This window comes from Kaistia sp. SLG-1, assembly GCF_059699055.1.
In genome coordinates, this window is sequence record NZ_AP048544.1 from 1,716,773 (window position 1) to 1,736,984 (window position 20,212).

A 20,212-nucleotide genomic window follows, 5' to 3' on the forward strand; every position below is an offset into this window, starting at 1 on the left:
CTACCTGACCCAGTGAACACGATGGACGACGAGGAAATTCGAAGCCGCGACGCTGATGACCACGAGGGCCTGGATGAGCTGCACCATCGAAGGCGGAATGGAATAGAACACCTGCAGGTTCTGGCCCGCGACGACGAGGATCGACATCAGGAAGGCAACGACGGCGGCGGCAATCGGATTGTTGCGGGCGAGAAAGCCGATCAGCACGCCCGACACGCCGTATCCCGGAAAGAACGACTGGGTAAGCCTTCCTTCCTGCCCGGCGATCACCACGAAACCCGCAAGCGCCGCCAGACAGCCAGAGACCAGCACGACCGACAGAACCATGCCGCTGACCGGCACACCCAGGGCTTTGGCAACGCCGGGATTGGCGCTGACGAACCGCATGTAGATGCCCGCTCGGCTGCGTCCGGTCACATAGGCCATAACCACGACGGCAGCCACGGCGATGAGGAGCGACACGCCGATGCCGGAGGGCAGGGCCGGCAACAGTTCGGACGGAGCGAAGGCCGCCGAATGAGGAAAGCCGTCGGCATCCTTCCATGCGCCATAGAGCAGGTGAAGCAGCACGTAATAGGCCACATAGTTCAGCAGCAATGTGGAGATGATCTCATTGACGGCGAGGCGCAGCTTCAGCAGGGCCGGGATCAGCGCCCAGAGAGCGCCGCATATCATCGCGGCTCCAGCCATCAGCCAGAGCCGGGTCTCCTCCGGGCCGAGGTGCAGCAGCGAAACGGCCGTCGCGCCAATTCCGCCGAATATCATCTGTCCCTCAATCCCCAGATTCCAGAACCGCACGCGAAACGCCATGGCGGCGCAGAGGCCGACAAGGATGAGCGGGGCTGCCTGGGTCAGGACCGCCTTGAAATTGGTCGGATCGAAGATCGTCGCCAGGATGAATTCATCGGCAAGGCTCGACGCCGGAACCCCGGCCAGAACCAGGGCGACGGCCGACAGGCCGAGACCGGCCAGAATGGCCAGGGTCACCGCGCTGAAGCGCAATAGCGGGCTTGCCGAGCGCCTGACCTCGATCGACAGCTGACCAAAACCCTGCCGCCGCTGGGTGGGCCGCCCGACCAGGGCGGGTTGCGAGGTTTGTTCAATCATGAGCCACCATTGCATGCCCGATTGTGTGCCGTTCGAACGGCGCTTCGAATTCCGCGGCAAGCCGCCCGGCCGCCATCACGCCGATCCGGTTGGAGAGTTTCATGACCTCGTCCAGATCCTCGCTGACGAGCAGAACCGCGGCCCCACGCGACGCCGCCTCCTGCAGCCGCGAATGGACCGCTGCCGTGGCGCGCGCATCGAGGCCACGGCTCGGGCTCTGGGCGAGGATGATGCTGGGTGGCTCGAAGAATTCGCGCGCGATGACGAGCTTCTGCGCATTGCCACCGGACAGGAGAGCCGCATTCTGACCGAGACTGCGCACGCCCTGCACGTCGAAATCCGCCAGCGCCTTCTCCGCGTCGGCGCGCATCCGGCCGCGCCGGGTCCACAACCATGATCCGTAGGCCCCGCGCACGACATGGCCGATGCCGAAATTCTCGGCCACCGAAAGTCCACCGGCCAGCGCATAGCGATAACGGTCGGCGGGAATGACCGCGACGCCGAGATGCCGGAGCGTTGCCGGATCAACCTCGGTCAGCGCCTCGCCGGCATCCTCGAACTGGATGGCGCCCGCATCCGGCCGGCGCATGCCCATCAGCATTTCCGCCAGTTCGTTCTGCCCGTTGCCGGAAACGCCGGCCAGTCCGTAGATTTCTCCGGCCCGCACATGGAAGGACACGTCCTCGACGGCGCGCGTGCCGTCCGGTTTGCGCACGGAAAGGCCCAGCGTTTCCAGCCGGCGCCGGTCGAAATTCCGAGGGGTGCCGCCGATCTCCGGCAGCGCATCGCCGACCGTCAGGCGGGTCAGTTCATCGACGGTCTTGGTGGCCGGATCGACAGACGCGACGGTGCGACCGCCCCGCAGAATGGTCACCCTGTCGGCGAAACGCTTGACGTCGGACAGCTTGTGCGTGACCAGCACGATGGTCGTGCCTCTGGCCGCGAGGTCACGCAGCGTTACCATCAGCCGCTCGGCTTCCCCGTCCGTCAGCACCGCCGTCGGCTCGTCGAGAATGAGGATGCGCGCGCCGCCCACCAGTGCCTTGATCACCTCGACGCGCTGCTGCTCGGCAACGGAGAGGGAATCGACCCGACTGTGGGGATCGACCGTCGCTCCGAGAAGGGCGGACGTCTCCTCGATCGCCGCGATGGCGGCTTGCCGTTCCTGCGCGGCCGAGCCGCGCCGGTCACCCGAGCCGATGCGCGACAGAAGCACGTTTTCGAGGATCGTGAACGGACGCACCAGCTTGAAATGCTGATGCACCATGCCGATGCCAAGCGCCGCCGCCTCGCGCGGGCCGGACAGGAACATCTCCTTGCCCGACAGGCGGAGATGACCGCTATCGGGCGTGTAGAGCCCGCAGCACACATTCATCAGCGTCGATTTTCCGGCGCCGTTTTCCCCGAGCAGGGCATGGATCTCGCCGGCATGCGCACTGAAGGACGCGCCGTCGAGCGCGCGAAAACCGTCGAAGGTCTTGATGACCTCATCCAGTTCAAGGGTGGCAGTCGTCATGAAGGTACTTTCGGGATCCGATCTCGTCCAGGGCGACCCGGCGCAGGCCGGGCCGCCCTCTCGGCCAGGTTATTTCTGCGAAATCACGCCATCGACGAACCAGTCCATCTTCCACAGGTCGCCATCGGCGATGGGCACGTTGGCCGCCAGACGCTCCGTGCCGTCACGGTCTTTCAGCGGGCCGACGAATACTGGCTTCCCATCGATGATCGACTGGCGGGCAGCCATGATCTTCTTCTTGTTTTCCTCGGAAACGGCCGAACCGCAGCAGGCGATGTCCGTGCCGCCTTCCTTGATGCCGGGGAAAGCGCCATAGGGGCCCGGCTCCCAGGTTCCGGCCTTGATCTTGGCCAGTTCCGGCGCGAGGAACTTCGCCCATGTCCAGACCGACGAACATTGCGTCGCCTTGGGCGCGAATTCGGTCAGGTCGCGATGGTGACCGGTGCCGAAGACGCCACGCTCCTGCGCGACGATCTGGGGTGTCGGCGTATCCACATGCTGGCCGATGACATCGATACCCTCGTCGATCAGGGCGGAAGCCGCCGCCCGCTCCTTGACTGGATCGTTCCACGCGCCGGTGAAGACAACGGTCAGAGTGGCATCCGGATTGATGGTCTTGGCGCCCAGTTCATAGGCATTGATCGTCCAGTTGACCACCGGCAGCGGATTGGCCGCGACGAAGCCGAGCTTGCCGGTTTTGGAGGCTGCGGCGGCCGCCATGCCGCAGAGATACTGGCTTTGATAGGTACGACCGTAGAAGGATTCCAGATTGGGGCCGTTGGTGATGCCGCTGGCATTCAGGAAGGCGATTTTCGGATGCGCCTCCGACAGCTTCTTGAACGCATCCGAATAGCCGAAAGCCGTTCCGATGATCACGTTATAGCCGCGCTGGATGAAGCGCTCCGCCGGCGGCATGATGGATGCGGCGTCCTCGGGCACCTTCTCCACCATCGGAATCTTTTCGCCGAGCGCCTTTTCCAGCTCCGGACGGGCCTCCTCGAAGGCCTGGCTCCAGCCGCCGTCGTTCTTCGGTCCGAACAGGATGATGGCGGCCTTCGGCGTTCCCTCCACCTTGAACTCCGCCGCAGTGGCGAACGAGGCGGAAGATATGGAAGCCGCAACCCCCAGGGCGACGGCGATCTTGAAAGTCTTCATGTCGGAATGCTCCACTGGATAGGTCCCCGGCCTCTTGCGGACCGGTGTTCGCAATTTTGGCTGACGTCACAGCATCTTGTTGATCCGGAAGACGTTTCCTTCCGGATCGAGCAGAACGGCCTGGTACCAGTTGTAGTAAGTCTTGTAGGGCTCCTTGATCAGCGTCGCCCCTCTGGCGATGGCGATCGGCGTCAGCCGGTCGACATCGCCAGCCTCGTCGACATCGATGTTGAGCAGGAACTTGACGCCGGTCGGCTGCGCATGAGTGGAAAGGTTCAGGAGGTCATAGGCCTCCAGTGCATTGAACCCGAGGCAGCTCTGCCCGGTTTTCAGGCCGACGAAAATCGGCGAGCGGATCTCCGGGATCTCCTCGAAACCGAAGAGGTCGCGATAGAATCCGGAAAGAGCCTCGATATCCCTCGAAAAGACGTTCACGTATGAGAGGTGCATGGCGTCAGGCGGCCTTCTCGCCCTTGCCGAAGGTTGTCTGCTTGACGAACTTGCTCTTGAGGTGATCGCCGGAGGTGACGGCCTCGTATTTCGGGGCCGCTCCCGGCTCGACGCAGCTCGGGAGGCATTCGATGATCGCGTCGTAGTTCGGCTGGTGGAAGAACACGATCGACAAACGATCGACGTTCTCTTCGGACGCCATCATCGGATTGATCACGCGGTGCACAGTCGACGTCCAGGTATCGTTGGTCCACTGCTGCATCAGGTCGCCGATATTGACGATGAAGGAACCTTCGATCACCGGCACGCCGACCCATTCGCCGGCCTTGTTCTTGACCTCGAGACTACGGTCGCTCAGTTCCTTGCGAAGGATCGTCATGCTGCCATAGTCGGAATGGGCACCGGCGCGCAGCTGGCCGGGAAGCGGGTCGCTCGTCTGGCGGGGATAGCGCAGCACGCGCATCATCGAGATGTTGCGGTCGATGGTCTTGTCGAAATAATGCTCGTCGAGATCCAGCGACAGGGCGAACAACCGCATCAGATCGGTCGCCAGATCGTCCACGGCGGTGAAGTACTGCGTCCAGACTTCCTTCAGTTCTTCCGGCACTACAGGCCAGACGTTCGGCGCAAAATGCGGCCCGGCCGCAGCTGACGTGTAATAGGGGTCGTTCGGCGGAACATCGACCGGTCCGATCGACAGCGATTCCTTGATGTCCGGCGGCGTCGGCTCGTCCAGGCTGAAGGACAGGCCTTCGCCGCCAACGGCAGAGTAGCCGCGCACCTGATCGGGTGCCGGCCGCTCGCACTTCATCTTGTCGCCATGCGGCAGGGCGAAAAAGGCGCTGGATACGGCATGGGTCTTGCGCACCAGATCTTCCGGAATGCCATGGCCCGAAACGACCAGAAATCCAATATCGCGGCATGCCTGGCCGATCTGCGCCGCAACAGACGCCTTTCCCTCGCGCGTTCCGGTTTTGTAGGGGCTAAGATCGATGACAGGAACTTCAAGTAGAGTCATTCGCATTCTCCTCGTCTGTAAGTTGAAGAGCTCATCGTCATTGCTTTGGAAGCAAGTGCCATGCCAGTCAAATGCGTGACTGATGCAATATGTTCGAGAGTACAATTCTGTTATTAGATCAAATTTCGAATGAAATATTCAAATGACCGTTTTCGTCGATGGGGAGATCGTTACTTGGTCGGAAGATGTCGCGACAAAGACATTTGAGTTGAGGCTTACCCATGGTTATCGATTCAATCGACGTTCGATATGAGCAGGGGGTTGGGCGATGGCACGCTGTCCCTTGAGCGGGACGCTGGTGTGCTTTTCAGGAGGGCAGCCAAGCTCACGCTCGTCAGGGCGGCGGATCAGCTCGCGATCGCGCGCACGCGGATCGAACGGTGGGATCGTCAGGTGGTAGACGCGCTGCGTGGGCTACCGGCTCCCTTCAGGTCGCGCCAGCAACGCCTTCCGACAGACAGGAAATTATTTCCCTGTGGGTCAGGACGGGCCCAACCACCTCTTACAACCATCCGGGCGAACCATAGATGCTGGCCTCCGCCCGGCCAGCACCTGAAGCACAATCCGACACGAGCGGGAATCCAGGCTATTCGGTCAAATGAGGAGCGGCATCTAGGGATGCTATTCCGTCCCACGGCGGCTCATAAACGGAGAAAAACAGCCGGATTGCAGAGGGGCATTTCAGCTGGGAATCGGCGTGCGCCGCAGCAACGATACGGGCGATCGGACCTACGAAGGCTTGATTTCGTGTGTCTCCTGCGCTTCCCGCAGCAGAGCGTTCATTTCCGCTTCGGCCAGGTTTTCTTCACGCGAAAAGACAGCATCCGCCACTCGCTTATGACGGGTGATCCAGCGATCATCTTCTTCGCTGGTAGCCTGCAGACCCGCATGGAAGAGATGGCGTAGCCCTACCGAAATCAGCTCGCCAAGCGAATAAAAGAGGCGATTTCCGGACGCGGCCAGGATTGCAATGTGAAAGGCCACGTCCTGTTCCACGCGGTCGTTTTCGTCGAGATAGGTTGCCATCCCGCGTAGCGCCCGCCGCACGGCCGCTTCGTCAGCCTGATTGTAGTTGCGCGCAGCCATGCGCGCCGCCTTGGGCTCGATCGCCATGCGAAGCGCATAGAGGTCGGAAATGGCCTTCTTCGCCTGGTTGGTGTCCTGCAGTGCCCAGTCGAGGACCATGGAATCCATCATGTTCCAACGCTCGTTGGGCTTAACGACGATGCCAATCTTCGGCTTGCCTTCGATCAGGCCCTTCGAACTCAGAATCTTCAATGCCTCGCGCGTCGCGGTTCGCGAGGCATTGAACGTCTGGCCGATGTCCGTCTCGCTGCCGATCACGGCGCCCGGCGTGTAGAAGCCGGAGACGATACGCTTCCCCATCGTCGTGACGATCGTCTCATGAATGCTGATCGATATCGCGTCCTGGGTGGCCCCGTCGTCCCGATCCGTCTTCAAGCATTGCCTCCGTGCGTCCCGTCGCTATCCGTTGACATAGCGGAAACAGCCTTGAAGCGCAAACAGTCCCACCAAAAATTCAATAGTACTACACTTGACATGATTGATAGTATTGTTATTTTCTCAAGATCGAGGGGTGGTCGAGGAGTCCGATGCGTTTGCATCGACGGGGTTGCGCCCAGGCGACCTATTGGGAGGAGCAGGAGGAACAATGAGTAGAGGTATCCGGCTGGCCGGGCGTGGGCTGATGACCCGCGCGGCAGCGACGGCTCGGCCTGCTCGATACGGATCTCGGCCGGATCCTCGCCCGTGTCGCGCTCCGGCCGTGCTGAGACTTGGGAAGCCCGGGGGATCGGTGCTGACTTCTCAGTCGCGACTGCGGGCAAATGGGGTCAACTGGCAATCACGGTCTACCTGGTCGAGCCAGCAGGCGATGTGACCCTCGTTGTCGGCGAGCTTAGCAAGGGCCGGCAAGCATTCGCCGCCGACCGGCATTTCCGATCGGAGATCGCTGCCAGCGCAGAACTCCGTCCTTCCTCCAACGGCATTCGCTTTTCGATAGCGCCACCGGCGCACGGCTGAGGATTACCCAATGAAAATCACGAAACTCGAAACCTTCGTCGTGGCTCCCCGATGGCTGTTTCTGAAGGTCTCGACCGATGAGGGCATTAGCGGCTGGGGGGAGCCGGTGCTCGAGGGGCATGCGGAAACGCTTGCCGCGAAGATCCGTGAACTCGAGACCCTCCTGATCGGGCGCGATCCACTGCTTGTCGAAGACACCTGGCAGATGATCTACCGCAACGGTTGCTACCGCGGCGGAGCGGTGCTGATGAGCGCGATGTCGGGCGTCGACATGGCGCTTTGGGACATCAAGGGCAAGGCCCTCGGCCAGCCGGTGCATGCGCTGATGGGCGGCAAGGTGCGCGACAAGGTACGCACCTACCGCTGGATCGGCGGCGATCGGCCCGGCAATCTTGTGGCCGACGCCGAAGCGCTCCTGGCGGCCGGCTACGACGCCTGCAAGCTGAATGCCACCGAGGAGGTCCAGTTCCTCGACAGCTACGCCAAGATCGACCGGATTGTCGCCAAGCTTGCCGAATTGCGCGACGCGGTTGGCACGCGCATGGATCTTGCCTTTGATTTCCATGGCCGCCTGCATGCTCCGATGGCAAAAGTCCTGCTCAAGGAAATCGAGCCGTTGCGGCCGATGTTCATTGAGGACGCCGTCGTTTCCGCCCAGGTCGACCACATGGCGGACCTGGCGCGCTACACCTCCATTCCGCTGGTCATCGGCGAGCGGCTGCATAGCCGCTACGATTTCCGCGCGGTCTTCGAAAAGCGCGCGGCCGGCATCGTCAATCCCGATACGGCCCATGTCGGCGGCATTTCGGAAATGGTTCGGATCGGCCATATGGCTGAGGCCTATGACGTCGCCCTGGCGCCTCATTGCCCGCTCGGGCCGATCGCGCTGGCGGCCAGTCTTCAGGTCGATGCGATTTGCTACAATGCCGTGATCCAGGAGCAGTCCCTCGGCATCCACTACAACCAGGGTGGCGATCTCAACGACTACCTGAAGCCCGAAAGCCGCTTCAGGGTCGAGAACGGCTATCTGCCGATCCCGATGGGGCACGGGCTCGGCATCGACGTGGACGAGGACATGGTCCGCGCCCGGGCCATAGAGGGGCATGCCTGGCGGGCGCCGGTCTGGCGCCACACGGACGGCTCGATTGCGGAATGGTGAGAACATGACAGGCTTCGACTACATCGTCGTGGGCGGCGGCTCGTCCGGTTGCGTGACCGCGGCCAAACTGGTCACGGAACATGGCGCGCGCGTCGCGTTGATCGAGCAGGGCCCGTCGAACCGTCATCCGCTTTTGCGAATGCCGGCCGGTTTCGTGAAAATGCTGAAGGGCAGCCAATACCTGACCTTCCACAAGACGGAACCGCAGCCGCAACTGGACGGCCGGGCGCACGACCTGCCGCAGGGCCGCGTGCTTGGCGGCGGTTCCACAGTCAATGCCATGGTCTATATGCGCGGGCGCCGTTCCGACTACGAGCATTGGAACAGCGCAGTACAGTCGGGTGCGAACGGCATCGGCTGGGGCTGGGATGATATCCTGCCCCACTACCGCCGGCAGGAAAACAACCAGTCGCTTGCCGGCCCGGCCCATGGCACCGACGGACCGCTGCACGTCTCCAACCCGCGCCACATCGCCGAGATATCGCATGTCTTCGCCAAGGCGTTGCAGGAAATGGGTCTGCCACTGCGCAACGACTTCAATGACGGCACGCAGGCGGGTGTCGGCTACATGCAGACGACGATCGGCGGCGCGCGGCGCTGCGGGGCGGTCGAGGCCTTCATAGATCCAATCGCGGGAAACCCGAACCTGACCATTCTCACCGGCGTGCGCGTTCTGCGCCTTGTCGTTGAGCGCGGACGGGCGGTCGGGGTCGAGATAGCCGAGGGCAATCAGGTTAGGAGGCTCGAAGCGGCGAACGAGGTGATCGTCACGGCCGGCGCCTTCGGTACGCCGAAAATCCTGATGCTCTCCGGCATTGGCCCGGCGGACGAATTGCGCCGCCACGGCATTGATGTGCGGGCCGATCTGGCGGGCGTCGGCGAGAACCTGATGGATCACCACGAGGTCCCGCTCGTCGCCGCCACCCATGAAAAGCTCGGCTATTACGGCGAGGATCGCGGCATGCGCATGCTGGCCAACGGCCTGCAATACATGCTGTTCGGCTCGGGGCCCGTCTCGACCAACGGCTGCGAGACCTGCGCCTTCATCAATCCGCTCGACCCGTCCGGCGAGCCGATGATCCAGTTTTATTGCGTTCCGACCGTCTATCTCGATCGCGACGTGATGAACGTCGCGCCTACCGATGGCTTCACGCTCAATTCCTGCCTGCTGCAGCCGAAGGCACGTGGGTCCGTGCGCCTGCGCTCGGCCGACCCGGCGGCTCTCCCGATGATCAACTCCAACTATCTCGGCCATGCGGACGATATCCGCCATGAGATCGCCGGATTGCGCTTCGCGCGCGAGGTGCTGAAGTCCGGACCGATGGCAAAAGTCGTCAAGGGCGAGATATTTCCCGGCGAGGCTTTCCAGTCCGACGCCGAGCTCCTTGCCCATTGCAAGCGTACGGTCAAGACCAACTATCACCCTTGCGGGACTGCCCGCATGGGGGCCGAAGACGATCCACTGGCCGTGTTGACGCCCGACCTGCGCGTGAAGGGGGTGGAGGGTTTGCGCGTCTTCGACGTTTCCATGATGCCGCGCATCATCAGCGGAAACACCAATGCACCCGCAATGGCGGTCGCCGATCGCGGCGTCGACATCATGATGGGTTTGGCGTGATCGATGCGCATGTCCCTGATCGACGGGATCGCCGGTGATCGCCGTTGCCGCGTTGGCAACCCGTAGCATCCCGTCGGCATGGTGATGGCCGTCCGGCTTCATCGCGCAAGAGGCGGTCCTTGGCTCTGCTCCCATCCGGCCTGTTGCGGCAAGGATCGTCAATGTTTCGCGCCTGTCGCGAGGCTTTGAGCGTCAGTCGCAAATTGGGCTCGCCGTAGATCGTCGCGCCCGTATCGCCGTCCGCACCATGTTTTCCCAAGGGAAGGGGGCGCGAAGCCGAGCGCCATCTCGGGTCGTGATGCCTCGCGCCTGACGCCAGCCCGCTCTCCGACGGCGCCCTCTCAGCGCAGAAAATCGGAATTCCATCCAGGCCGATTTTTTAATAATAGGACAATTGACTTATATGATACTACTGTTAACGTGAGCGTGTCGGTGATTTTGGGAGGATCAAATGAACACGACGCTACGCGGTCTCGTCGGCTCTGCAGCCTTGGCCCTGACCCTGACTCTGTCCTCAGGTCAGGCGTTCGCGGACGCTGCCAAGCCGAACATCCTGGTGATTTTTCAAACGGAGGAGGGGTTTCCATTCTTCAACCCGGTGAAGGCCGGTGCTGAAGAGGCGGCAGCCGCACTCGGCGCGACGGTCAATTTCCAGTACGGAAACGGCAATCCGGAGCGCATCAAGAGCCTGTTTCAAGGTGCACTCGCCGCTCGTCCGGACGGAGTCGCCCTGACGATTATCGATAGCAATGCCTTCGACGACGACATCTGCGCCTTGGTGAAGGCGGGCATTCCCGTGGTCGCCTACAACGTCGACGACGAGGAAGGCGCCGCTGGCAATTGCCGCATGGCCTTCATCGGCCAGGACTTTGTCTCGGCCGGCTATCTCATCGGCAAGAGGATGGTCGAACAATACAAGATCGGAAAGGGCGACCTCGTCTTCACCCCGGTCGATAGCGCCGATGCCGTCTATGCCCAGCTTCGTCAGAAGGGCGTCGACAAGGCCATGCAGGAGGTCGGGGCCAGGACCGAGATCTTGGCGACCGGCTTCAACGAGAGCGACATTCTCAATGCTCAGACCCAGTACCTGATCGCCAACCCCAATGTTAAGGCGATCATCGGCATCGGTCTGCCGCAGGTCGAAATGGCGGTGCGCGCCGTCGAGACGACGGGACGGGCCATCCCGATCGGCGGTTTCGACCTATCGCAAGCGATCGTCGACGGGATCAAGAGCGACAAGATCGCGGCCACGGTTGATCAGCAGCCCTTCACTCAGGGCTTCTACTCGGTCGCACAGCTCATCCACAATATTCGCTACGGCCTCTATCCGTCCGACATGAAGACCGGCGGCAACGGCCTGGTGGACAAGACAAACTACCAGAACGCCGAAGCCAATCTCGGCACGCGCCGCTGAACGATGCAAAGCACCGCCCGCTTGCCCGGCGGGCGGCTCTTCAGTCCCAAGAGGTTCTCATGATTGCGAAACTCCGCCGGCACCCGGCAGGAAATGTCATTATCGTCTTCCTGCTGGCACAGGCGCTTTGCATCGCCGCGTCCCTGCTGTTTCCCGGCAGCTTTTTCTATCTGACCAGCGCCAACATGTCGGCTCTGCTCGACTCGATCCCGATCCTCGGCATCGTGGCATTGGGCGTTGCCATCTTGATGATATCGGGCGAGTTCGATCTGTCGGTCGGATCCGTCCTGGTGTTTACCGCGCTGGCCATGGGCGAGCTGTACAGTGCCGGTTTGAGCCCCTGGCTGGCTTCTCTGATTGCCATCGTCATCGGCGGCCTGATCGGATTCCTGAACGGCTGGCTCGTGCTGACGCTGAAGCTGCCGTCTTTCATCGTAACGCTCGGCGGCATGCTGTTCTGGAAGGGCATGGCGCTGTTCATCTCCGGCGCCAGGCAGATCAAATTCGCTCCCGGGGGCCTGTTCGGCGATCTTACCTATTCGAAATTCTGGGTGGTTCCATCGACCTTTCTCTGGTTCACCCTCCTGGCGGTGGTGTTTCACATCGTCCTGCAGCATCGTCGCTTCGGTAACCATGTCTTCGCCGTAGGCGGAAACGCCAGCGCCGCCTATGCGATCGGCATCAATGTGCGCCGGGTCAAATACGCGGCCTTCACGCTCTGCGGCATGACGGCGGCTTTCGCCGGTATCCTGAGCTCCGCCCGCCTCGGCAGCATTTCTCCGACCCAGGGCGCGAACTACGAGCTTGATGCCATCGCGGCCTGCGTTGTCGGCGGCATCGCGCTGACGGGTGGCCGTGGATCGATCGTTGCCGTCTTCCTGGGCGTCATTCTGATCAACATGATCCGCGACGTGCTGCTTCTGGTCGGCGCGCCCGGCTTTTATCTCAGCGTGTTCGTCGGTGCGTTGATCGTCGCCGCAGCCGCTCTCAATCAAGCTTTCCGCCCGCAGAACTAGAACATTGGAGGACGTATCATGAAGCTCAAGGACAAGGTCGCGCTGATCACCGGCGGTAACAAGGGCATCGGCCTGGCGATCGCGCATCGCTATGCGAAAGAGGGAGCAACGAGCGTCATTCTGGCACGGGACGAGGCGGCGGGCACCAAGGCTGTCGAGGAGATCCGTGCCGCCGGCGGCAAGGCACATTTCATCCATTGCGACCTGACGCAATTCGCGTCGCTGCCGGGCGTTGTCGAGGAGGCTGTGAAGATCGCCGGATCGGTTGATATTCTGGTCAACAATGCCGGCGTCGTGGATCTGCGGCCGCTTGAGCTGGTAACCCCGGACAACTGGGACTTCATCTTCGATACTAATGTAAAGGGTCTGTTCTTCATGCTGCAGGCGGCAGCCGCGCAGATGATCAAGCAGGGCAAGGGCGGCAAGATCGTCAACATCTCCTCCCAGGCTGGCCGCCGTGGCGAGGCGCTGGTGCTCGTCTACGGCGCCGCCAAGGCCGCGGTCATTCACATGAACCAGACGGCGGCTCTCGAGCTCATACGCCATCGCATCAACGTCAACGGCATCGCGCCGGGTGTCATCGATACGCCGATGTGGGACGACGTGGACGCGCAGCTCTGCAAGTTCAAGGGGTTGCCGCTCGGTTCGGTACGCAAGTCGGCCGAGGCCGGCGTGCCTCATGGGCGGTTCGGCGTACCGGACGACCTGACCGGCGCAGCCGTCTTCCTTGCGTCCGACGACGCCGAATACATCGTCGCGCAGACGCTGAACGTCGACGGCGGAAATTGGATGAGCTGAGGGCAAAGGCCATGCAGGACTGGATCTTCACGGCGAAGAATATCAACAAGAGCTACGGTAGCCACAAAGCGCTGGCCGACGTCGATTTCGGCGTCCGTCGTGGCGAGGTGGTCGGCCTTCTCGGCGATAACGGCGCCGGCAAGTCGACGCTGGTCAAGACGATCTCCGGCGTCGTCATCCCGGACACCGTGGACTACACGGTTGAGGGCAAGCATTGGAAGATCGCATCCCGGGCGGATTCCGAGGCAGCCGGGATCGAGACGATCTATCAGGACAGCGCGCTTTGCGACAACCTGTCGATCACGCGCAACATCTTCATGGGCCGGGAGTTGACCGGCCGGGGTGGCTTTCTCGACCACGCCAAAATGCGACGGATCGCCACCGAAGTCATTGATGCGGCCGTTCACATCTCCGGCGTCGAGAACCCCGACAAGGAGGTCGGCAAGCTTTCGGGCGGCCAAAAGCAGGCCGTGGCCATTGCGCGCGCGATCTATTTCAAGAGCCGGATACTCGTTCTCGACGAGCCCACGAGCGCCTTGTCCGTGCGGGAGATCGACCGGCTGCTGGCATACATCGTCAAGCTGAGAGACGACGGCGTTTCCTGCGTGTTGGTCACCCACAATCTCTATCACGCCTGGCAGGTCTGCGACCGGTTCGTGGTGATGAATCGCGGCCGCAAAATCGCCGACGTCGAGAAGGCGGAAACCAGCCTGGAGCAGATCACCGAGTACGTGACCCGACACTGAGGCCCACCGTGCAGGGCACGGTTCGATCCCTGCGGGAACCGGATCCAAGGGCTCTCGAAGGCTTTGGGCCGGGTTCCGTTGCGCAACCCCGTTCGACCAGGGGCTCCCCATGAAAATCACGAAGCTCGAAACATGCATCCTGGGGGTGGTCGTATGACCACCTCCAGAATTCATGACGGCGTTCACGCCGTGCTCTTCGCCCTCTTCGATGCTCAGGAAGCGCTTGATCACGGCGCGATGAAAGCGCAGGTCGACTACTGCGCCGAAGCCGGCTGCCATGGCATTACCGTTCTGGGGCTTGCGACCGAGGTACTGAAACTCACCTTCGTCGAGCGCTGCGCACTGGTGGAAACGACCGCGCGTGCGAATGGTGGCCGCCTGCCGCTGTCGGTAACCGTCGCCGGTAACTCGGTCGCCGAACAGGTGGCGCTTGCCAAATGCGCCGAGTCGGCCGGTGCGAACTGGCTAATCTTCCAGCCGCCGATGGTCGGCAGCTACGGGGCGGACGTCTATCTCGATTTCTTCGCCCGCGTGGCCGCATCGACGACACTTCCGGTCGCGGTGCAGAACGCACCGCAATATCTCGGCCGCGGTCTTTCCGGCGAGGATCTGGTCCGTCTCAAGCAGCGTGCGCCGAACCTCAGTGCCGTGAAGGCGGAAGATGCGGCGCTCGGGCTTGCCCGCATCATCGATGTCGCCGGCGACAGCTTTGCTGTCGTCGGTGGTCGGGGCGGGCTCGAAATGACCGATGCCCTGCGCATCGGTTGTCGCGGCTTCGTTCTTGCGCCCGATATCGCGCCGGTCGCTGCCCGGATTTTCGATCTGTGGCTGGCCGGTCGTCGCGACGAGGCTGAGGCCGTCTACGCGGCGGCTCTGCCGGCCGCGACCTTTGTCATGCAGTCGCTCGAGCATCTCATCGCCTATGGGAAGCGGATCTTCGGCGAAAATGCCGGCATCGCTATCCATGATCGCGCCCCGTGCCTGCCCATCCAGCCTGTCGGGCTGACGATCGCCCGGCAATGGGCCGGCGCTCTTTCCCGCCTGCAACAGGAGCGGTCATGACCGCCATCGTTCTCGACAATGGGACCCTTCGCCTTTGTCTCGATCCGGATTTCGGGGCACGCGTCAGCGAGTTGACCGATCTTCGCACCGGTCGGAACTGGGTGGTCGGCGGACCGTCCGTAGGCTCGCCCGCGCAGGAGGCAAGCTTCGGTGTCGAGCAGGCGCGTGGCTGGGACGAATGCTTTCCTTCCGCGGCGCCCTGCCAGGTCGATGCCTGGCCCATGCGGCTTCGCGATCACGGTGAATTCTGGGCGCGTCCGATCGAGGTGGTGGCCTCGCCAGAGAGCGCCACGCTGACTGGGCAGGTCGGGCCACTCCGCTTCCAGCGTGCGCTTGCGCTGGATGGCGATCGTTTGACCCTGACCTATCGCGTCTTCAATGAAGGCGTCGCGGCAATGCCCTACCTGTGGGGCCAGCATCTCCTCATCGCACCGGAGGATGGCGACCGGCTGGAGCTACCGGGTCTCGACAGTCTCGACGCCGCTTTCCTCAGCCATGAGGGTCGCGTTCTTCCAGCCGGTCCCGTTGCCTTCCCCGATCCTGCGCGCGACGGCCTGCCGCCACTCGATCGGATCCATCCCCTGGCCGCCAAGTTCGCTGCGAAGTTCTTCGCGCCGGTGCGCGGACAGGCGGAAGCCCGCATCGTCGGTCGGCGCGGCGCCTTCAGCCTGAACTGGAATGCGGCGGAGGTCGGATATCTAGGCCTCTGGCTGGACTATGGCGGCTGGCCGGCCGGGGCACCCGTGAGCCAGATCTCTCTCGCGCCCACCACCGCGCCGATGGAAAGCCTCGCGGATGCGGTCGCGAGCGGCAAGGCAAACTGGCTTCAACCGGGCGCCACTCACGAATGGACCGTCGTCATTCGTATGGAAGCGGAACAGGACAATGGACATGACTGACCCCATCTACCCGGATCTTGCCGACGTTTCGGTCTTCATCACCGGCGGAGGTTCCGGCATCGGCGCCGCGCTTACGGAAGGGTTTCTGCGGCAAGGCGCGCGCGTGGCCTTCTGCCAGAGGTCGGATGCCTCGGCATTCTGCGAGGCAATGGAGCAAAAGACCGGCCGGAGACCGCTGTTCCTCCCCGCCGACATCAGCGATCTCGGGTCGCTGGCGCGAGCGCTGCGGGCGGCCGCCGATGCCCATGGCGCCATCGCCGTTCTCGTCAACAATGCGGCCAACGACCAGCGGCATGACACGCTTGCGGTCGATGAAGCCTACTGGGAGCAATCGATTGCCATCAACCTGAAGGCCTATTTCTTCGCATGCCAGGCGGTCATTCCCGACATGCAGGCGAGGAAGGGTGGATCCATCATCAATTTCACGTCCATCAGCTACATGATGGGAAATTCCGGCTACCCCGTCTATGTGACCGCCAATTCAGGCATCAATGGCATGACGCGCGCGCTTGCCCGCGAGTTCGGGCCGGATCGCATCCGCGTCAACGCGCTCGCGCCGGGCTGGGTGATGACAGACAAGCAGAAACAGCAATGGGTGACGCCAGAGGCCCTGTCGGCGCATCTTGAGCGGCAGTGTCTAAAGAACACGTTGGCACCGCAGGACATCGTCGGTGGCTGCCTTTTCCTTGCCTCCTCGGCCAGCCGCATGATGACCGGCCAATCCCTCGTCATCGACGGCGGCGTCGTGACCACTGGTTAGCGCTCGGGCCGGCGACGCAAGAGCAAGGATCGTTCCGCCAAAGTCGATAGTCTCCGTTCGCTGAAGCCCGGATCGGTACTGGTTCGCGAGTGGAAGGACGATCTTCACTCCGTCAGGGTCACCAGCAACGGCTTCCAACGTCAGGGAACTCCTGCTGAAACCCGGGAAACGGTTTTTCGTCGGCCGAGACTGTGGCGGCGAAATCGAGGCATTTCCGAGATTGGGGGCGCGCTAAGACCGCAGCATATCCGCAGCGCGCGGCTAACCCGCTGACTTGTCGTCAGTATTCCAGGCTCAGGAATATCCGGGTTTGGGGGAGGGTGCTTTGGTACACGAGGTCAGTTCGTCCAAACCTGTCTGGTTGCCGAATTCCCCGCAAATTGGGGAGAATACAGGGAAGAGCTGCATATCCGGGCCTCGGGTTGGCGCTCTATGTCGAGTATTTCCGTGCTCAGCGCTTCATCCTGGCGGATAGCTCCCTTTCGCTAACAGGGAATTGTGCGCAGTCTGACGAGGGGGCGGGCACCTTCTTGTCGCCGGGCGCCGCGCCATCGGTGCGACGCCCGGGCATCGATCAGCTCTTCGGCAGGCCGGGCGGGTTCGTTCTCGACTGGGCGATCGACTCGGCGTCGAGATGCCAGCGCTTCAGCGCGGCGATGTACTTTCCGTCGGCGATGAGCCCGTTGATGGCCTTGGTGATGGCGTCAGCGATGCCGCTGCCCTTGCGGGTAGTCACCGCGATCTCGGCCGTCAGCGGCCAACCACCGTTGATGATGCCAACGAGCCGGGTCTTGCCGCTCACCGCGGCGCGATAGGAGAGTGTCGAGTTGGGATCGAACTGCACATCGGCGCGGCCCGAGAGCAGCGCGAGCTCGGCGGCGCCGTTGTCGTCGTAATACTGGAACTCGGCCGCGACCAGGCCGTCGGCCTGGTTGCGCCGGTCCCATTCGACCACGATCTTTTCCTGGTTGGTGCCGGCGCTCACGATCACCTTCAGTCCGGCGATGTCTTTGGGCTCCTTGATCTCCTTGATCTTGCTCTCGTTCGGCACGTAGAAGCCGATGACGTCCTCGCGATAGGTCGAGAAGTCGAACTTCTCCTTGCGCTCTTCGGTGACGGTGACGTTGGAGATCACGGCGTCGAACTTGCCCGACTGCAGGCCGAGCGGCCAGTCCGCCCAGGCAACCGGCACCAGTTCGAGCTTGAGCCCGAGCGCGTCGGCGATGAGTTGCGCGGTGTCTTCTTCCGCGCCGACGGGTGTGAGCGAGTCACTCGCATAGGTGCTCTGCGGCGGGTCGCCCACCGTGAGTGCGACGGTAAAGACGCCGTCCTTCGCGGCCTTGAACTCGGGCGAGATGAGCGCGATCGCTTCCTTGTTGGGCTCGGTACGGATGCGGCCGGCTTGTTCGGGGCTCAGATCGAACGCGTCCGCGGCCAAGGTGGCCGAAGCGGAGAACAGGGTGGCGGCCAGGAGGCCGGCGGCCAGGAGAGGTCTGGTGGCTTGCATGGGGCAACCTTTCGGAAAATGGGCGCGAAGAGGTTGGCGGGCACCCTGGGGTGTCCGCAGGCCCGGCGCTTCGCGCGATCGCCGGTTCCTGTCGCTCAGAGAACCTTGGCGAGGAACGCTTTCGTCCGAGGATGCACGGGAGCCTCGAACAGCTGGCGTGGCGGCCCCTCTTCGAGAATGCGGCCGCCCTCCATGAACACCACCCGGTCGGCGACCTCGCGGGCGAAGCCGATCTCGTGCGTGACGATCACCAGAGTGGTGCCGGATTTGGCGAGTTCCTTGATGGTGTCGAGCACCTCGCCTACCAGCTCGGGGTCGAGCGCCGACGTGGGTTCGTCGAACAGCAGCACCTTGGGCCTCAGTGCCAGAGCCCGGGCGATCGCGACGCGCTGCTGCTGGCCGCCGGAAAGATGGCGCGGATAGGCATCCGCCTTGCCGGCCAGACCGACGCGGCCGAGCAGGTCGAGCGCCAGCGCGACCGCGTCGGCATGCGGCAGCTTCTGGATGGCGATGGGCGCCTCGATGATGTTCTCGGTCACCGTCAGATGCGGGAACAGGTTGAAGTTCTGGAACACCATCCCGACGCCCGCCCGGCGTTTGCGGATGGCGCGGTCCTTGAGTTCGTAGAGCACGTTGCCACGGCGTTCGAAGGCGATGATCTTGCCGTCGATGGCGACATAGCCGTCGTCCGGCCGCTCGAGATGGTTGATGGTGCGCAGGAGCGTCGACTTGCCGGCGCCGGACGGACCGATGATGGCGGTGACCTCACCGGGAGCGATGTTGAGGCTGACCGTGTCGAGCGCCGCGAAGTCGCCGAAGCGCTTGGAGATGTCGCGGATCTCGATATGGCCGACGTCGTGGCCATGCCGGTCGAAGGCGGCGAGCGGCGCGCGCGCGGTCGCCGGCAGGGCTCGGGCGGCCGCGATGGCGCGCGCCGTGCGTCCGGGCCCGAACAGGCGACTGAGGATCGACGTCTGCACCTCTCGGGTCACCCCGCGGGCGAAATAGCGCTCGATGCCGAACTGCACCAGCGACAGCACGCTCATGATGATCAGGTACCAGACCGTCGCCACCATCAGCAGCGGCACGACCTCGAGATTGCGCTTGTAGATCACCTGGACGCTGTAGAAGAGCTCGGGCAGCGCCAGCACGTAGACGATGGAGGTGGCCTTGGCGAGGCCGATGATCTCGTTGAAAGCCGAGGGGACGATGGCGCGCATGGCCTGCGGCACGATGATGTGCAGCGACTGGTGCCACCAGGAGAGCCCGAGCGCCGCCGAGGCTTCCTGCTGGCCATGGTCGATGGCGAGGATGCCGCCGCGGATGATCTCGGCCGAGAACGCCGCCTGGTTGAGGCTGAGACCGATCACGGCGACGGCGAAGACGCTGAGCACCGTCGTGGTGTGGTATTCGGCGAAGACGATGCCGGTATAGGGTATGGCGACGTCGATCGTCGGGTAGAGATAGCCGAGATTGTTGAGGATGAGCAGCAGGACGATCAGCGGGATCGATCGCAGCAGCCATATATAGCTCCAGGACAATCCGGAGAGCAGGCGCGATTTCGACACGCGGGCGAAGGCGAGCAGTCCACCGAGCAGGAAGCCGAACACCGATCCGAGGACGGTCAGCAGCAATGTGCGGCCGAGGCCAATCAGCACGGGCGTGGCCAGGAAATACTGGGCAAATACCGGCCATCCCCAGCGCTCATTGAAGAGTATAGACTGGAGGGTGATCGCAATCAAAAGCGCAGAAACGATTGCTCCAAATATACGCCAAGGATGCCGGGCCGGAACAATCGTGTACCGTTTGGGCGTTTCTCGATGCGGCGCGTCGAGAACGCCCGCCACCGTGCCGGTTTCTGCTGTCGTCGACACGCGAACCTCATCCGTAGGTTACATGAATTAAACTCTACTGAATGAATCGACTAAAGCGTACGATGGCTTT

The 20,212-nt window shown here is 62.8% G+C and carries 17 protein-coding genes; 9 read left to right on the plus strand and 8 right to left on the minus strand.

From position 1 onward, the window contains the following. The 6 genes from AC6HZP_RS07595 to AC6HZP_RS07620 form a co-directional block, all read right to left on the minus strand. Entirely contained in the window at window positions 1–1,122 is a 1,122-nt protein-coding gene (locus AC6HZP_RS07595; protein WP_497526075.1) for an ABC transporter permease, read from the minus strand. Then, on the minus strand, window positions 1,100–2,623 hold the full coding sequence (locus AC6HZP_RS07600; RefSeq protein WP_497526076.1) for an ABC transporter ATP-binding protein: 1,524 nt from the start codon (window positions 2,621–2,623) through the stop codon (window positions 1,100–1,102). The genes AC6HZP_RS07595 and AC6HZP_RS07600 overlap by 23 nt, the downstream gene beginning before the upstream one ends. Window positions 2,624–2,692: 69 nt before the next feature. Continuing rightward, complete coding sequence (locus AC6HZP_RS07605; protein WP_497526077.1) at window positions 2,693–3,778, minus strand: BMP family ABC transporter substrate-binding protein; 1,086 nt, start codon at window positions 3,776–3,778, stop codon at window positions 2,693–2,695. A 66-nt stretch (window positions 3,779–3,844) separates the two neighbouring features. Then, a complete protein-coding gene (locus AC6HZP_RS07610) occupies window positions 3,845–4,228 on the minus strand; it encodes a VOC family protein (protein ID WP_497526078.1) in 384 nt (127 codons plus the stop codon). Window positions 4,229–4,232: 4 nt separating this feature from the next. Then, window positions 4,233–5,246, minus strand: a complete 1,014-nt coding sequence (locus AC6HZP_RS07615; RefSeq protein ID WP_497526079.1) for an isopenicillin N synthase family dioxygenase — start codon at window positions 5,244–5,246, stop codon at window positions 4,233–4,235. Between the two features lie 729 nt (window positions 5,247–5,975). Then, complete coding sequence (locus tag AC6HZP_RS07620; protein WP_497526080.1) at window positions 5,976–6,707, minus strand: FadR/GntR family transcriptional regulator; 732 nt, start codon at window positions 6,705–6,707, stop codon at window positions 5,976–5,978. Window positions 6,708–7,299: 592 nt separating this feature from the next. On the opposite strand from AC6HZP_RS07620, the gene dgoD reads away from it, so the two are divergent. From dgoD to AC6HZP_RS07665, 9 genes are all read left to right on the plus strand, one after another. Next, window positions 7,300–8,448: a galactonate dehydratase gene (gene dgoD / locus AC6HZP_RS07625; protein WP_497526081.1), complete on the plus strand. Its 1,149-nt coding sequence runs from the start codon at window positions 7,300–7,302 to the stop codon at window positions 8,446–8,448. 4 nt (window positions 8,449–8,452) lie between these two features. Next, complete coding sequence (locus AC6HZP_RS07630) at window positions 8,453–10,066, plus strand: GMC family oxidoreductase (RefSeq protein ID WP_497526082.1); 1,614 nt, start codon at window positions 8,453–8,455, stop codon at window positions 10,064–10,066. A gap of 451 nt (window positions 10,067–10,517) precedes the next feature. Further along, window positions 10,518–11,480, plus strand: coding sequence for a substrate-binding domain-containing protein (locus tag AC6HZP_RS07635; protein ID WP_497526083.1), 963 nt, complete (start codon window positions 10,518–10,520; stop codon window positions 11,478–11,480). Between the two features lie 59 nt (window positions 11,481–11,539). Then, a complete protein-coding gene (locus tag AC6HZP_RS07640) occupies window positions 11,540–12,496 on the plus strand; it encodes an ABC transporter permease (protein ID WP_497526084.1) in 957 nt (318 codons plus the stop codon). A gap of 18 nt (window positions 12,497–12,514) precedes the next feature. Then, on the plus strand, window positions 12,515–13,294 hold the full coding sequence (locus AC6HZP_RS07645) for an L-iditol 2-dehydrogenase (RefSeq protein WP_497526085.1): 780 nt from the start codon (window positions 12,515–12,517) through the stop codon (window positions 13,292–13,294). An 11-nt stretch (window positions 13,295–13,305) separates the two neighbouring features. Beyond that, window positions 13,306–14,040, plus strand: coding sequence for an ATP-binding cassette domain-containing protein (locus tag AC6HZP_RS07650; RefSeq protein ID WP_497526086.1), 735 nt, complete (start codon window positions 13,306–13,308; stop codon window positions 14,038–14,040). A 153-nt stretch (window positions 14,041–14,193) separates the two neighbouring features. Beyond that, on the plus strand, window positions 14,194–15,102 hold the full coding sequence (locus AC6HZP_RS07655; protein ID WP_497526087.1) for a dihydrodipicolinate synthase family protein: 909 nt from the start codon (window positions 14,194–14,196) through the stop codon (window positions 15,100–15,102). Next, the gene (locus AC6HZP_RS07660) at window positions 15,099–16,001 is read left to right on the plus strand and encodes an aldose epimerase family protein (RefSeq protein ID WP_497526088.1); all 903 of its coding nucleotides are present in this window, start codon (window positions 15,099–15,101) and stop codon (window positions 15,999–16,001) included. The genes AC6HZP_RS07655 and AC6HZP_RS07660 overlap by 4 nt, the downstream gene beginning before the upstream one ends. Further along, entirely contained in the window at window positions 15,994–16,761 is a 768-nt protein-coding gene (locus tag AC6HZP_RS07665; RefSeq protein WP_497526089.1) for an SDR family NAD(P)-dependent oxidoreductase, read from the plus strand. Before AC6HZP_RS07660 ends, AC6HZP_RS07665 begins: the two co-directional genes overlap by 8 nt. A 574-nt stretch (window positions 16,762–17,335) precedes the next feature. On the opposite strand, the gene AC6HZP_RS07670 is transcribed toward AC6HZP_RS07665, so the two are convergent. Continuing rightward, window positions 17,336–18,268: an ABC transporter substrate-binding protein gene (locus tag AC6HZP_RS07670; RefSeq protein WP_497526090.1), complete on the minus strand. Its 933-nt coding sequence runs from the start codon at window positions 18,266–18,268 to the stop codon at window positions 17,336–17,338. A 95-nt stretch (window positions 18,269–18,363) separates the two neighbouring features. Then, a complete protein-coding gene (locus AC6HZP_RS07675) occupies window positions 18,364–20,115 on the minus strand; it encodes an amino acid ABC transporter permease/ATP-binding protein (RefSeq protein ID WP_497526754.1) in 1,752 nt (583 codons plus the stop codon). Window positions 20,116–20,212 lie beyond the last annotated feature (97 nt).